Source organism: Hydrogenophaga palleronii NBRC 102513 (assembly GCF_001571225.1).
Lineage (GTDB): Bacteria > Pseudomonadota > Gammaproteobacteria > Burkholderiales > Burkholderiaceae_C > Hydrogenophaga > Hydrogenophaga palleronii.
In genome coordinates, this window is the sequence record NZ_BCTJ01000024.1 from 1 (window position 1) to 14768 (window position 14768).

Consider the following 14768-nt stretch of genomic DNA (forward strand, 5'->3'; position numbering starts at 1 on the left):
CACGCCACGACAGAAGTGACGCCCCTTCAAAAGAGACAGGCCCCTCTCCCCACTCCTCTCCCAGAGGAAGAGGGAGCAAGAGAAAACCTCAGCGCCCAAGGTACACCTCAATCACCCGCTCATCCGCCTGCACCTGATCCAGCGTCCCCTCCGCCAGCACTGCCCCATCACACAACACCGTCACCTTCTCCGAAATGGTGCGGATGAAGCTCATGTCGTGCTCCACCACCATCAACGAGTGTTTGCCTTTCAAAGACAGGAACAGCTGCGCCGTGCGCTCGGTTTCTTCGTCGGTCATGCCGGCCACAGGCTCGTCGAGCAGCAGCAATTTCGGGTCCTGCATCAGCAACATGCCGATCTCCAGCCATTGCTTCTGCCCATGGCTCAGCAAACCGGCGAGGCGCGCGGCGCTGTCGGCGAGGTGGATGGTCTGCAGCACCTCGCCCAGGCGGTCCTTCTCCTCGCCGGTGAGCGCAAACACCATGGAGTGGCGCACGCGCTTGTCGGTGGCCAGCGCGAGCTCCAGGTTCTCGAACACGCTCAGGTGCTCGAACACCGTGGGCTTCTGGAACTTGCGGCCGATGCCCATGGCGGCGATCTCGGCCTCGCGGTAACGCAGCAGATCAATCGTGCTGCCGAAGTACACCTGCCCCGCGTCGGGCCGGGTCTTGCCGGTGATGATGTCCATCATCGTGGTCTTGCCCGCGCCGTTGGGGCCGATGATGCAGCGCAGCTCGCCGGGTGCGATGTCCAGGCTCAGGCCGTTGATGGCCTTGAAGCCGTCGAAGCTCACGTGCACGTCTTCCAGGTACAGGATGCGGCCGTGCGTGGTGTCCACCTCGCCGCTCACCACCGGCCGCGAGAAGCCGGCCTGGCGGCCGCCGGATTCGGTGGCGCTGCCAGCGGCGAGCACCGCCACACGTTCGGCGCGTTTCGCGCCCTCTTCCATCAGGTCGGGCGTCATGCCTTGCCCCCTTCCTTCGCGGCCGGCCGCAGTTTCTTCACCAGGCCCACCACACCGTGCGGCATGTAGAGCGTGACGACGATGAACAGCGCGCCCAGCACGTAGAGCCAGTATTCGGGAAAGGTCACGGTGAGCCAGCTCTTGGCGCCGTTGACGATGAAGGCGCCGATGATCGGGCCGATCAGCGTGGCGCGCCCACCCACCGCCGCCCAGATCGCGATCTCGATGCTGTTGGCCGTGCTCATCTCACCCGGGTTGATGATGCCGACCTGCGGCACGTAAAGCGCACCGGCCACACCGCACATCACGGCAGAAATGGTCCAGATGGTGAGCTTGTAGGGCAGCGGGTTGTAGCCACAGAACATCACGCGGCTCTCCGCATCGCGCACGGCCTGCAGCACGCGGCCGAACTTGCTGCCCACCAGCCAGCGCGCGAACAGGAAGAAGCCCAGCAGCGTGAGGCCGGTGAGCACGAACAGCGTCATGCGCATGTGCTGCGTGGCCAGCGGCAGATCAAGAATGCGCTTGAAATCCGTGAAGCCGTTGTTGCCGCCAAAGCCGGTCTCGTTGCGGAAGAACAGCAGCAGCGCGGCGAAGGTGAGCGCCTGCGTGATGATGGAGAAGTACACGCCCTTGATGCGCGAACGGAAGGCGAAGTAGCCGAACACGAAAGCGACCAGGCCGGGCACGAGCACGATCAGCAGCAGCGTGGCGATGAAGCTGTCGCTCAGCGCCCAGTGCCAGGGCAGCTCCTTCCAGTCGAGGAACACCATGAAGTCGGGCAGCTCGCTCTTGTAGTTGCCGTCGGTGCCGATCTGGCGCATGAGGTACATGCCCATCACGTAACCGCCGAGCGCGAAGAACAGGCCGTGGCCCAGGCTCAGGATGCCGGTGTAGCCCCAGATCAGGTCCATGGCCAACGCGCAGATGGCGTAACACATGATCTTGCCCAGCAGGCCGACCATGTAGTCGCTCAGGTGGAAGGCGCTGCCTTCGGGTACGAAGAGGTTGAGCAGCGGCGCCACGGCGCAGACCACCAGCAGCGCGACGATGAAGGCGCTCCAGCCAGCGCGGGTGAGCAGCGGGCCGTGCGACGGCAGGACGACGGGGGTGATGGGCGCGGCGCTCATGCCTCACGTCCTTTCATGGCGAAGATGCCTTGAGGTCTCTTTTGAATGAAGACGATGATGAAGACCAGCACCGCGATCTTGGCGAGCACCGCGCCGGCCCAGCCTTCAATGAACTTGTTGAGCAGCCCCAGGCCGAGCGCGGCGTACACCGTGCCGGCGAGCTGGCCCACACCGCCGAGCACCACCACCATGAACGAGTCCACGATGTAGTTCTGGCCCAGGTCGGGGCCGACGTTGCCGATCTGGCTCAGCGCGCAGCCGGCCAGGCCGGCAATGCCCGAGCCGAGCGCGAAGGCGTAGGTGTCGATGCGCGCGGTGTTCACGCCCATGCAGGAGGCGATGGGGCGGTTCTGCGTGACGCCGCGCACGAACAGGCCAAGACGTGTCTTGCCAATCAGCAGCGTGACGCCCAGCAGCACCGCGAGCGCGAAGCCGATGATGATGATGCGGTTCCAGGGCAGGTTGAGGTTGCCGAGCAAGGTGATGCCACCGCTCATCCACGACGGGTTTTCCACGCCCACGTTCTGCGCGCCGAACAGGCTGCGCACCGCCTGCATCAGCACCAGGCTGATGCCCCAGGTGGCGAGCAGCGTTTCCAGCGGGCGGCCATAGAGAAAGCGGATCACCGTGCGCTCCATCGCCGCGCCCACCAGGCCCGAAGCCAGGAAGGCCACCGGCATGGCGACCAGCAGGTACCAGTCGAAATACTCGGGCAGCGAGGTGCGGAAGAAGCTCTGCACCAGCCAGGTGGCGTAGGCGCCGATCATGATCAGCTCGCCATGCGCCATGTTGATCACGCCCATCAGCCCATACGTGATGGCCAGGCCCAGCGCGGCCAGCAGCAGGATGCTGCCCAGGCTGATGCCGGTGAAGGCCTGGCCGAGTGCGCTGCCAATGGCGAGCGTGGTGTCCAGGCTGGAGAGCGAGGCCTTCAGTGCAGCCTTCACGTTGGCGTGTTCTTCCTTCTCCATCTGCGCGAGCAGCAGCGGACGCACGATGGGTTGTTTGGCCTCGCCCAGTTTCTCGGCTGCGGAAAGCCGCTGCGCCGGGTCTTCGCTCGCGAGCAGCACCGCTGCCCGCGCAAGCTCCAGACTCTGGCGCGCACGCGGGTCGAGCTCACCGGCCAGCGCCTTGTCGATCAGCGCGAGCTGGCTGGTGTCAGGTTCGTCGAACGCGGTGCGCTGCAACGTGAGCGCCGCTTCGCGCTGCCGCGCGGGTGGCGCGTCCACCAGTTCCATGCCGGCCAGCGCGTTGTCCATCGCGCTGCGCAGGCGGTTGTTGATCATGATGTCGCCAGCGTCTTCGGGCAGCGCCGCGAGCTTCTCGCCGGTGACGGCGTCGATGGCACCGTCGCCATCGACGATGAGCACGCGTTCGCCCTGCACACGCACGGCTTCGTCGGCCATGGCCTTGATGAGTGCGGTGGCGCGCTCATCGGGCGTGGCGGCCAGGCGGTTCAGGGTGTCGATGCGCACGTCGGTGTCGCCATCCACCAGCGCGAGCGCGTCGGCTGGCGTGAGCGCCTGGGCCGCACCCACGGCCATCCACAGCGCGAACCCCAGCCCCAGGCAGCGGAGCCAATGCATCTTCATATCAATCCTCAACAAGGCAATACCCCTTCACGCGTGCCCCTCACCCCAGCCCTCTCCCCCAGAGGGGCGAGGGAGGAAGAAAGAAGACACGCAACGCGCGAAGTGCCTCCATCCAGAGGCATCGCGGGACGGCATCCGCCGGCCCCAGATGCCGTCCCCCCTCGAAGCGCTGCAGGCGCGCCACGGAGGGGGGAAGCCGCGTCAGCGGCGCAGGGGGGAGTTACTTTTTCTCCGGCACGTTCTTCTTGCCCTTGTTCTCGGCGATGTAGTCGCTCCACGGGTCGGCGACCACCGGGCCCGGCGTCTTCCACACCACGTTGAACTGGCCGTCGGCCTTCACTTCACCGATGAACACCGGCTTGTGCAGGTGGTGGTTTTCCTTGTCCATGGTGCTGGTGAAACCACCCGGCGCCTTGAAGGTCTGTCCGGCCATGGCGGCGATGACCTTGTCGGTGTCGGTGGACTTGGCCTTGGCCACAGCCTGGGCCCACATGTTGATGCCGATGTAGGTGGCTTCCATCGGGTCGTTGGTCAGCGGCTTGTCCTTGTGGCCGGGGATGTTCTTGGCCTTGGCGTAGGCGCTCCACTTCTTCACGAACTCGGTGTTGGCCGGGCTCTTGATGCTCATGAAGTAGTTCCAGGCGGCCAGGTGGCCCACCAGCGGCTTGGTGTCCACGCCACGCAACTCTTCTTCACCGACCGAGAAGGCGACCACCGGCACGTCCTTGGCCGACAGGCCGGCGTTGCCCAGCTCCTTGTAGAACGGCACGTTGGAGTCGCCGTTGATGGTGGAGACCACGGCCGTCTTCTTGCCGGCCGACGCGAACTTCTTGATGTTGGCGATGATGGTCTGGTAGTCCGAATGGCCGAAGGGGGTGTACTCCTCCATGATGTCGGCGTCTGCCACGCCCTTGCTCTTCAGGAAGGCGCGCAGGATCTTGTTGGTGGTGCGCGGGTACACGTAGTCGGTGCCCAGCAGCACCCAGCGCTTGGCCGAACCGCCGTCCTTGCTCATCAGGTATTCCACCGCGGGAATGGCCTGCTGGTTGGGCGCGGCACCGGTGTAGAACACGTTCTTGCTCAGCTCTTCGCCTTCGTACTGCACCGGGTAGAACAGCAGGCCGTTGGCCTCTTCCACCACAGGCAGCACCGACTTGCGCGACACCGAAGTCCAGCAACCGAAGATCACGGCCACCTTGTCCTGCGTCAGCAGCTGCTTGGTCTTCTCGGCGAAAAGCGGCCAGTTGGAGGCCGGGTCGACCACCACGGGTTCGAGCTTCTTGCCCAGCACGCCGCCCTTGGCGTTGATCTCGTCGATGGCCATCAGCACCGTGTCCTTGAGCACGGTTTCCGAAATGGCCATGGTGCCCGAGAGGCTGTGCAGCACGCCGACCTTGATGGTCTCCTGCGCGTGCGCGCTCAGGCCGGTGAAACCGAGCGTGGCAACCGTGGCCGCAGCGGCCAGGGTCTTGAGGGTGAAACGGCGGGCGTTGGGGGTGTTCGACATGGTGGCGCTTCTCCAGTGTTTCCAGGGGTCCCGTGAGGGAGTGTTTGGCGCCGCCGGCCCGCCTTCTTCAGGCGGTGCTCGACGGACAACTGGATGCTAGGGAAGCGCCTTGATGGCGTATGTACGCCGGGTGGCGTACGTCCGTGGAGGACGTACACCATTGCCACCTTCAGCAGCAACGCCCCGTCGCCGAGCCATACCGCGCTGCCTGCCGTTCCCGGAAGAATGCCTCGTAGTTCATCGGCTCCTGGTCCGGGTGCGTGGCCTGCATGTGTTTCACATAGCTGCCGTAGTCGGGCACGCCGACCATCAGGCGGAAGCTCTGTGTGAGGTAACGGCCGGCCCGCCCGAGGTCTTCGAGCAAGCCGCCGTTGCCGCCGCTGGTGGTGTCAGCCACCGACGCTGGCGCCGGCGGGCAGCGCTTCGTAGGGCGTCTCGGCCACCGTCGGCTTGCGCTCGGTGCGTGCCTTGCGGATGCTCTTGATGCTGTAGAACAGCACGCTGATCACCACGAACATGAACAGCGCGCACAGGGCGGCGTCCAGGCGGTTGTTGAAGACGATGCGCGACATGGCTTCCGGCGTCTTGGCCGGGGCGATCAGCACGCCTTGCTGCAGCGCGTCGGCGTAGCGGCTGGCGTTGGACAGGAAGCCCACCTTCACGTCGGCAGAGAAGATCTTCAGCCAGCCGGCCGTCAGCGTGCAGACCAGCAGCACGGTGGCCGGCACGATGGTGACCCAGGCGTAGCGGTCTTTCTTCATCTTGAACAGCACCACGGTGCCCAGCAACAACGCCACGGCGGCCAGCATCTGGTTGGCAATGCCGAACAGCGGCCACAGCGTGTTGATGCCGCCCAGCGGATCAACCACGCCCTGGTACAGGAAGTAACCCCAGGCCGCCACACACAAAGCGGTGGCGATCAGGTTGGCGGGCAGCGAGTCGGTGCGCTTGAGCGCGGGCACGAAGGTGCCCATCAGGTCTTGCAGCATGAAGCGGCCGGCGCGTGTGCCGGCGTCCACCGCGGTCAGGATGAACAGCGCTTCGAACAGGATGGCGAAGTGGTACCAGAAGGCCATCATGGCCTTGCCGCCCACCACCTGGTGCAGGATGTGGGCCATGCCCACGGCCAGCGTGGGCGCGCCACCGGCGCGCGCCAGGATGGTGTTCTCACCCACGTCCTGCGCGGTCTGCACCAGCATCTCGGGCGTGATCACGAAGCCCCAGGTGGAGATCGTCGCGGCCACCGCTTCGGGCGTGCTGCCGACCAGCGCAGCCGGGCTGTTCATGGCGAAGTAGATGCCCGGGTCGATACAGGCCGCGGCCACTAGCGCCATCACGGCGACGAAGGATTCAGCCAGCATGCCGCCGTAGCCGATGAAGCGCGCGTTGACTTCGTTGTCCAGCATCTTGGGCGTGGTGCCCGAGGAGATCAGCGCGTGGAATCCCGACACCGCGCCGCAGGCGATGGTGATGAACAGGAAGGGGAACAGGTTGCCCGACCAGACCGGGCCGTTGCCGGCGGCGAACTGCGTGAAGGCCGGCATTTCCAGCGGCGGCGCGACCACCACGATGCCGATGGCCAGCGCCACGATGGTGCCGATCTTCAGGAAGGTGGAGAGGTAATCACGCGGTGCCAGCAGCAGCCACACGGGGATGGAGGCGGCGACGAAGCCGTAGCCGATCAGCATCCAGGTCAGGGCCTTGCCGTCGTAGGTGAACAGCGGCGCCCAGGTCGGGCTCTCGTGCACCCACTGGCCACCGATGATGGCCATCATCAGCAGCACGAAGCCGATCACCGACACCTCGCCGATGCGGCCGGGCCGGATGAAGCGCAGGTAGACCCCCATGAACAGCGCCACCGGAATGGTGGCCGCCACGGTGAAAGTGCCCCAGGGCGATTCGGCCAGGGCCTTGACGACGATCAGCGCCAGCACCGCCAGGATGATGATCATGATCATGAAGGCGCCGAACAGCGCGATCACGCCGGGCACGAAGCCCAGTTCCTGCTTGATCAGGTCACCCAGCGAACGGCCGTCGCGCCGCGTGGAGATGAACAGCACGATGAAGTCCTGCACCGCGCCGGCGAACACCACGCCGGCCAGGATCCACAGCAGCCCGGGCAGGTAGCCCATCTGCGCGGCCAGCACCGGGCCCACCAGCGGGCCGGCGCCCGCGATGGCGGCGAAGTGGTGGCCGTACAGCACGTACTTGTGCGTGGGCACGTAGTCCAGGCCGTCGTTGTGGCGCCAGGCCGGTGTCATGCGGGTGCCATCCAGACCGAATACCTTGGTGGCCAGGAACAGGCTGTAGTAGCGGTAGGCGATCAGGTAGACGCAAACCGACGCCACCACCACCCAGAGCGCGCTGACGGCTTCACCCCGCCCCAGCGCCACGGCCGCGAGCGCAAAAGCGCCCAGCACGGCGACAAAAAACCACCCGAGGTGGCGACCCATTGCAGACATGTTTGTCTCCTCTTGTGCGGTGGCCGCGCCCATCGGGCCACAGTGCGCCGGGCAGTATCTGCCGCGGCTCGCACAGGCGCATCCGTTGCACCGCGTGCCATGGCACGTGGTACTACGTAGGAAAAAAAACAGCCGCGTGTCATGCGGTCTTCAAGCTGTGCCGCAACGCGACCCGCAACGAAAGGGGCAACACAGACCAGAGGCAGCAAGGGTCCGGCCCCGCCGGCCCAAGCTCGCAGCGCCGAAGGCGCGCCACGGAGGGGGAAGCCGCGTCAGCGGCGCAGGGGGGCGCCCTTCAAATCGAGCGCGCGTGTTCAACCGCGTACTTGATGAGCTCCGCCTGCCCTTCCAGCCCCAGCTTGCGCTTGATGCTCTGGCGGTGCGTCTCCACCGTGCGCACGCTCAGGTCCAGCGCCTTGGCGATCTGCTTGCTGGACTCGCCGCGGCCGAGCGCGCTCAATATCTGGCTCTCGCGCGGTGACAGCAGCGGGCGTGGCGCGTGGTGGCGGAACAGCCGGCGCGACACGCCGGGGCTGAGGTAGGTGCCGCCGGCCACCACGGCGTCGATGGCGGCCACGATCTCGCCGGCCGGCGCGTCCTTCAGCACATAACCCCTGGCACCGGCCTGCAGCGCACGCTGCACGTACTCGGGGTTGTCGTACATGCTGAACATCAGCACACACAGCCCGGGCCAGCGCGCCAGCATGGCCTGCGCCAGGTCGATGCCGTTGCCCTCCTTCAGGCCCACGTCCTGCAGCACCACGTCCACCGCCGTCTGGTCCAGCAGGCGCATGGCCTCGGCCGCATCACCGGCCTCCCCCACCACGGCCAGCTGGGCCAGGCTGGACAGGCGCGCGCGCAGGCCTTCGCGCACCATGGGGTGGTCGTCCACCAGCAGGATGCGGATCAACGAAGGAGGGGTCATCGCGTCTCTCCAGAACTGCCGCGGAAGCGGCTTGGCCGGGCCGCTGGCGCCGCCCTCTTGAGGAGATCGCGCGAAGCGTGGCGGAGGTGTTTCATAGGCTGGCTTCCACCTGTGTGCCGTGGGCGGGCTGCGAATGGATGGACAAACGGCCGCCGATGGCGGCCAGGCGTTCGCGCATGTTGCGCAGGCCGATGCCACGCTCGGGGTGCAGGTGCACCGCCCGGTCGTCGAAGCCCCGGCCATCGTCGGTCACGCTCATGCAGACGCTGCGCCCGTCGGGCTCGAAACGCAGCAGCAACTCCACCCGCTGCGCCTGCGCGTGCTTCAGCACATTGTTCAGGCTCTCCTGCGCCACACGGAACAGCGCGGTCTTGGCATCTTCACCCAGCTCATGTTCCGTGCCTTCGATGCGCACCGCCACCGGCAGCCCGCTGGCCTCCTCGAACTCGCTGCCCAGGTGCTCCAGCGCGGCGGGCAGGCCCAGGGTGTCGAGCAGGGCCGGTCGCAGGCGGTGCGAGATGCGGCGGATTTCCACCAGGTTCTGGTTGAGCCCTTGCAAGGCCTTGGCCAGCGGCTCGGGTGCGCCGGTGTCGACGCTGGTTTCCACCAGCAGCTTGGTCGACACCAGGCTCTGGCTGATGCCGTCGTGCAGCTCGCGCGCGAGGTGGGCGCGCTCGTCTTCCTGCGACTGCTGCACCTGCCGCGCCAACAGGCGCAGCTTGTTCTCGGCCACCCGGTGTTCGCTCAGGTTCAGCGCCAGGCCGCTGGCGCTGATGAGCGCGATGCCGAACACCGCGATGCCGGCAATCCACAACAGCGTGGTGGCCACGTTGCGGTTGGCCTCGGCCTCCAGCCGCGCCAGCGTGGCCTGGATGCCGTCGAGGTAGAGGCCGGTGCCCATCATCCAGCCCCAGCGTTCGTAGGCCATCACGTAACCGAGCTTGGGCGTGTCCTGGCCGCTGGAGGGCTGGCGCCAGTAGTAGTCGACAAAACCACCGCCGGCGCGCGCCTGCGCAATCAGGCGCTGGATGGTGGGCCGGCCCTTCGGGTCGCGCATCTCCCACAGGTTCTGGCCGTTCAGTTCTGGCTGGCGCGAATGCATCAGCACGCGGCCCTGCAGGTCGTAGACGAAGAAATAACCGTCCCGGCCGTAGTCCAGCGAAGCCAGCAGGCGCAGCGCCTGCTCGCGGTCGGCCGGGTCGTTGCCGCCGCGGTCGTACAGCGGCTGCACGGTGCTGGCGGCCAGCACCACGTAGTTGTGCAGCTCCGTGCGCCGCGCCTCCATGTAGGCGCGCTCGACCATGGCGTACTCACGCCGGGCAAGGTCGTGCTCCTGGTGCTGCACCGCCAGCGCAATGAGCACCAGCGAGGCCAGCAGCGGCAGGAGGGCCAGCAGGAGGATCTTGGTTCGCAGTCGCATCGGGAAGGGAAAGACGCCGAAGCGCCATTGTCGTCTGATGCCAACCCGCACCGAATGAGACAACGCGGACCAGGGGTGTTCACTCCACCGGCGCGAGACCCACACCGAACGAGACAACCCCCATCCAGGGGCATCCAGGGTCCGGCTGCACCGGCCCGAGATGCCGCCCCCCTCGACTACGGAGGGGGGAAGCCGCGCAGCGGCGCAGGGGGGAGCTACCCCAACAACGACACACGGTTGATCGCCATGGCGGCGGCCGCCGTGCGCGTCTCCACCCCCATCTTGGCGTGGATGCGCTCCAGGTGCTTCTTCACGGTGGCGGGGCTAGCGCCGAGGATGTCGGCGATGTCGCGGTTGATCTTGCCCTTGACCACCCAGTACAGCACCTCGGCCTCGCGCGCCGTCAGCCCGAAGGCCGCGGCCAGGCCCGAGAGCACGCTGGCGTCCGAGGTTTCCTGCATCACGATCAGCCAGTCGCCGCCCTCGCCGTTGGCCTCGTCGCCCACGCACTGGTGCAGGCGGAAGGTGAGGCGGCGCGGCCCGTTCTCCAGCGTCAGGCGCGGCGGTTCACGCTGGTCCAGCGCATCGCCCAGGTGGCGGCGCAGCCACTGCAGCACGGCCGGCGGCGTGGCCGGCGCCTCGGTGCCGCAGTGGTGGCGCAGCAGGTCGCGCGCCAGCGGCGTCTGCCACATCAAACGGCCGTCGCGCTCGCGCACGGTGATGGTGGCGTAGCCGAAGGCGTCGAGCGCGTAACGCGCCTGGCTGCGCTCCACCGCGCCCTGGCGCACGTGGCGCGCGGTGCGCAGGTGCACGCCCATGCGCGCCATCACCTCGCGCGGCTTGATGGGTTTGGTCACGTAGTCGGCGCCACCGGCATCGAGCGCGGCCACCAGGTGTTCGGTTTCGGTGAGGCCGGTCATGAAGATGATCGGGATGTGTGCCGTGGCCGTCTGCGCCTTCAAGCGGCGCGCCACCTCGAAGCCGTCCAGCCCCGGCATCACCGCGTCGAGCAGCACCACATCGGGCAGGGCCTGGGTGGCGCGGCGGATCGCGCTCTCGCCGTCCAGCGCCACCAGCACGGTGTAGCCGGCTTCGTCCAGCGCGTCGTGCAGCGGCGCCACGTTGTCGGGCACATCGTCGACGATCAACACCACCAGGGCGTCGGTGGGCGGCAGCACCGTCGCGGGTATGGGGGTTTCAGCCGGGTGCGACATGGTGTTGCAGCAGTTGCTGTTCGATGGTTTCAAAACGGAACTCGCGCGCCAGCGTGCGCAGGCCCTGGGCAAAACCGGCCTGCTCGGGCCGGCGCTGCACCCAGTCGTCGAGCCACAACACGATGCCCTTGTAGTAGCCCAGGCGCACCAGCTCCAGCAGCGGCTCCAGCTCGGCGCGGGTGGCGGGCGCGGCGGTAGTGGCAGTGGGCGCGGCCACGGGTTCGGGCGGCGTTTCGGTGATCCATTCGAGCGAGAGCTGTTCGCCGAGCCAGGTGAGCAGGTCGTCGCGGCGCACCGGCTTGACGAAAAAATCCTGCGGGTGCTGCTGGCCCGCTTCGGCATCGGCGGTATTGCCGTCGTGGTCCAGCGGCAAGCCCTTGTCGAAGGCGTTGGCCGAGACGATGGCCATGGGCAGTGCAGACCAGCCCGCAGCGCGCAGGCGGCGCAGGGTTTCCCAGCCGTCGAGGCCGCTGGTGGCCAGCATCACCTCGAAGCCCAGCGGCGCGAGCCAGCGCGCGAGCAGTTCGCGGTCGGCCTCTTCGTTGTCCACCACCAGCACCCGGCGGCGCGCACCGGTGTAGCCGGTGTGCACCGGCAGCGCATTCGGCGCCGGCAGCAACACGCCATGCAGCTCGGGCAGGAACAGGCGCACGGTGAACACCGAGCCCTCGCCCGGCGTGCTGCGCACCGTCATCTCGCCGCCCATGAGGTCGGTCAGCATCTTGGCAATGGTCAGGCCCAGGCCGGTGCCGGTGGCCGGTGCGCTGGTTTCGCTCTGGCCGCGTGCAAAGGGCTCGAACACGCGGTCGAGTTCATGCGGGTTCATGCCGGGCCCGGTGTCGTGCACTTCAAACTGCGCCATCTCGCGCGCATGCGCCACACGCAGCCGCACTTCGCCACGGCCGGTGAACTTCACCGCGTTGCCCAGCAGGTTGAAGAGAATCTGGCGCAGGCGTTTTTCGTCGGCGCGCACGGTGTCGGGCAGGCGGCTGCCGGTGTCGTAGGCAAAGCGCAGGCCCTTGGCCGCGGCCTGCAGTTCGAACATGCTGGCGACCTCGCGCATGGTTTCGGCGAACGCCATCGGCTTCACATCGAGCGCGAGCTTGCCGGACTCGATGCGCGCGATGTCCAGCGTGCCTTCGATCAGCGAGAGCAGGTGTTCACCGCCGCGGTGGATCACGCGGATCGCCTGCGCGCGGTGCGGCGCCACGCCGCTGTCTTCCTGCAACAGCTGCGCATAACCCAGGATGCTGTTGAGCGGCGTGCGCAGCTCGTGGCTGATGGTGGAGATGTAGCGCGTCTTGGCCTGGTTGGCCTGCTCGGCGGCGCGGCGCGCCTGCTGCAGCGCCTCGTCGGTGCGCTGGTGCGATTCGATTTCCTGCATCAGCAAACGGGTCTGCCGGTTCGATTCTTCCTGCGCCACCTCGCGGCTCTTGTGCGCCAGCACCAGCCACCAGGCCACGGTGGCGGCGATCAGCAGCAACACCGCGTAGACACGCAGAAAACCCGAGCGCAGCGCGGCGTCGAGCAGCGAGGTGTTGGCAGCCACACCCAGGCCATCGGCCAGGCCTTCAACCTCCTGCCGGTACAGCAGGCCAAGCACGGCGGCCAGCACCGGCGCCACCACCAGCATGAGCAACAGGTAGTGCGCCAGGCCCGCTTCGAGGAAGGGCCAGGCGCGGCGTGGCGAGACACGGCGCAGCGCCGCCATCCATTGTTCGGACAGGCGGGCGTGCGGCTTGCACAGGTCGCCGCAACGCGCGTCCAGCGTGCAGCACAACGAACAGATGTGGCCCTGGTAGGCCGGGCAGTGCGCCATGTCGGGCGCTTCGTATTCGCGCTCGCAGATCACGCAGGTCTGGGTGACACCCCCCGCGCCGCCTGCGGCGTCACCCCCCTGAAGGGGGGCCGCACTGGCGGCCTGGCGGAGCCAGATCCTCGGTGCGTCTGGTCTTGTCTCGCCGCCGCTTCTGGCGATGTAGTAACGCCCTTGTGTGGCCCAGGCAATCGCCGGCGCCGTGACCAGCGCCGTCACCATCGCGATCACCGCCGAGAAGGCCTGTGCGCCCGGCCCCATCAGGCCCATGTGCGCCGCGATGGACAGGGCCGAGGCCAGGCCCATCGCGCCCACGCCGACCGGGTTGATGTCGTACAGGTAAGCGCGCTTGAACTCGATGCCCTTGGGCGACCAGCCCAGCGGCTTGTTGATCACCAGGTCGGCCACCACCGCCATGATCCAGGCGATGGCGATGTTGGAGTACACGCCCAGCACCTCGCCCAGCGCCTGGAACACGTTCATCTCCATCAACATGAAGGCGATCAGCGTGTTGAACACCACCCACACCACGCGCCCCGGGTGGCTGTGCGTGATGCGCGAGAAAAAGTTGCTCCAGGCCAGCGAGCCCGCGTAGGCGTTGGTGACGTTGATCTTCAGCTGCGAAACCACCACGAACAGCGCCGTGGCCGCCACCGCCCAGCCGTAGTCGCTGAACACGTACTCGTAGGCGGCGAGGTACATCTGGTTTGGGTCCACCGCGCGCTCGGGTGACACCATGTGGCTGATGGCCAGGTAGGCCAGCACCGCGCCGCCCAGCATCTTGAGCACCCCCAGCAGCACCCAGCCCGGCCCGCCGGCCAGCACGCCGGCCCACCAGCGCAACGCCTTGCCCGGCTCTTTCGCCGGCATGAAGCGCAGGTAGTCGGCCTGCTCGCCCATCTGCGTGATGAGCGCAATGCCCACCGTCAAGGCCGCACCAAACAAGTGCCAATCAAACCGACCGCCCGCACCAGATTCGCCCGCGTACCGCACCACGTTGGTGAATGTCTCGGGCGCCATCCAGGCCACGGCCGCAAAAGGCACCAGCATCATCACCAGCCAGAGCGGCTGGGTCCAGACCTGGAAGCGGCTGATCACCGATACCCCGTGCGTCACCAGCGGAATGACCACCAGCGCGCAGATGAGGTAACCCCAGGCGGGCGGGATGTCGAGCACCAGCTCCAGCGCGTAGGCCATCACCGCCGCTTCGAGCGCAAAGAAGATGAAGGTGAAGGTGGCGTAGATCAGCGAGGTGATGGTCGAGCCGATGTAGCCAAAGCCCGCGCCTCGCGTGAGCAGGTCCATGTCCACACCATGCCGGGCGGCGTAGACGCTGATGGGCAGGCCGGCCAGGAAGATGATGAGCCCCGTGCACAGGATCGCCAGCGCGGCGTTGACGAAGCCGTATTGCACCAGCAGGGTGGCGCCCACGGCTTCGAGGATGAGGAACGAGGCGGCACCGAACGCGGTGTTGGCCACGCGCCATTCGCTCCACTTGCGAAAGCGCTGCGGCGTGTAGCGCAGCGCGTAGTCTTCCATGGTCTCGCTGCCGACCCAGCTGTTGTAGTCGCGCCGCACCTTGATGATGCGCTGCGGCGCGTCCTGCCCGGCCGGTGCAGGCGTGGACGCGGTGGGGGTGGGAAGGTCGGTCGCGGGGCGGGGGGTCACACCGGGATTTCGCAGCTTTCATGCCACGCCCCGAGGCGGGGCACGGGAATTGCTGAATCACCCTGCCCCT

General features: G+C 67.2%; 10 protein-coding genes. All 10 read right to left on the reverse strand.

The window, feature by feature from the left end:
* Positions 1-88: 88 nt before the first annotated feature.
* The 10 genes from urtD to HPA01S_RS15835 all read right to left on the reverse strand — a co-directional run bounded on the left by urtD (position 89) and on the right by HPA01S_RS15835 (position 14698).
* Positions 89-964: an urea ABC transporter ATP-binding protein UrtD gene (gene urtD, locus HPA01S_RS15790; protein WP_066271728.1), complete on the reverse strand. Its 876-nt coding sequence runs from the start codon at positions 962-964 to the stop codon at positions 89-91.
* Positions 961-2094 (reverse strand): urea ABC transporter permease subunit UrtC, encoded by a 1134-nt coding sequence (urtC, locus tag HPA01S_RS15795; RefSeq protein WP_066271729.1) that lies wholly within the window; start codon positions 2092-2094, stop codon positions 961-963. Before urtC ends, urtD begins: the two co-directional genes overlap by 4 nt.
* A complete protein-coding gene (urtB, locus tag HPA01S_RS15800) occupies positions 2091-3680 on the reverse strand; it encodes an urea ABC transporter permease subunit UrtB (RefSeq protein ID WP_066271790.1) in 1590 nt (529 codons plus the stop codon). The genes urtC and urtB overlap by 4 nt, the downstream gene beginning before the upstream one ends.
* A gap of 226 nt (positions 3681-3906) precedes the next feature.
* Positions 3907-5193 carry an urea ABC transporter substrate-binding protein gene (urtA, locus tag HPA01S_RS15805; RefSeq protein ID WP_066271730.1) on the reverse strand — a complete coding sequence of 429 codons (1287 nt, stop codon included), beginning with the start codon at positions 5191-5193 and terminating at the stop codon, positions 3907-3909.
* Positions 5194-5362: 169 nt separating this feature from the next.
* On the reverse strand, positions 5363-5557 hold the full coding sequence (locus tag HPA01S_RS15810) for a YbdD/YjiX family protein (protein ID WP_066271791.1): 195 nt from the start codon (positions 5555-5557) through the stop codon (positions 5363-5365).
* Between the two features lie 25 nt (positions 5558-5582).
* On the reverse strand, positions 5583-7655 hold the full coding sequence (locus HPA01S_RS15815) for a carbon starvation CstA family protein (RefSeq protein ID WP_066271731.1): 2073 nt from the start codon (positions 7653-7655) through the stop codon (positions 5583-5585).
* 295 nt (positions 7656-7950) lie between these two features.
* Positions 7951-8580, reverse strand: a complete 630-nt coding sequence (locus tag HPA01S_RS15820; RefSeq protein WP_066271732.1) for a response regulator transcription factor — start codon at positions 8578-8580, stop codon at positions 7951-7953.
* A gap of 91 nt (positions 8581-8671) precedes the next feature.
* Positions 8672-10000, reverse strand: coding sequence for a cache domain-containing protein (locus tag HPA01S_RS15825; RefSeq protein WP_066271733.1), 1329 nt, complete (start codon positions 9998-10000; stop codon positions 8672-8674).
* Positions 10001-10215: 215 nt separating this feature from the next.
* The gene (locus HPA01S_RS15830; RefSeq protein ID WP_066271734.1) at positions 10216-11214 is read right to left on the reverse strand and encodes a response regulator transcription factor; all 999 of its coding nucleotides are present in this window, start codon (positions 11212-11214) and stop codon (positions 10216-10218) included.
* Positions 11198-14698: a hybrid sensor histidine kinase/response regulator gene (locus HPA01S_RS15835; protein WP_066271735.1), complete on the reverse strand. Its 3501-nt coding sequence runs from the start codon at positions 14696-14698 to the stop codon at positions 11198-11200. The genes HPA01S_RS15830 and HPA01S_RS15835 overlap by 17 nt, the downstream gene beginning before the upstream one ends.
* Positions 14699-14768: the final 70 nt, after the last annotated feature.

Excerpts from the sequence above, each read along its gene's own strand:
- urtD (WP_066271728.1), bottom strand. The coding sequence starts at position 964 with ATGACGCCCGACCTGATGGAAGAGGGCGCGAAACGCGCCGAACGTGTG.
- urtC (WP_066271729.1), bottom strand. The coding sequence starts at position 2,094 with ATGAGCGCCGCGCCCATCACCCCCGTCGTCCTGCCGTCGCACGGCCCG.
- urtB (WP_066271790.1), bottom strand. The coding sequence starts at position 3,680 with ATGCATTGGCTCCGCTGCCTGGGGCTGGGGTTCGCGCTGTGGATGGCC.
- urtA (WP_066271730.1), bottom strand. The coding sequence starts at position 5,193 with ATGTCGAACACCCCCAACGCCCGCCGTTTCACCCTCAAGACCCTGGCC.
- HPA01S_RS15815 (WP_066271731.1), bottom strand. The coding sequence starts at position 7,655 with ATGTCTGCAATGGGTCGCCACCTCGGGTGGTTTTTTGTCGCCGTGCTG.
- HPA01S_RS15820 (WP_066271732.1), bottom strand. The coding sequence starts at position 8,580 with ATGACCCCTCCTTCGTTGATCCGCATCCTGCTGGTGGACGACCACCCC.
- HPA01S_RS15825 (WP_066271733.1), bottom strand. The coding sequence starts at position 10,000 with ATGCGACTGCGAACCAAGATCCTCCTGCTGGCCCTCCTGCCGCTGCTG.
- HPA01S_RS15830 (WP_066271734.1), bottom strand. The coding sequence starts at position 11,214 with ATGTCGCACCCGGCTGAAACCCCCATACCCGCGACGGTGCTGCCGCCC.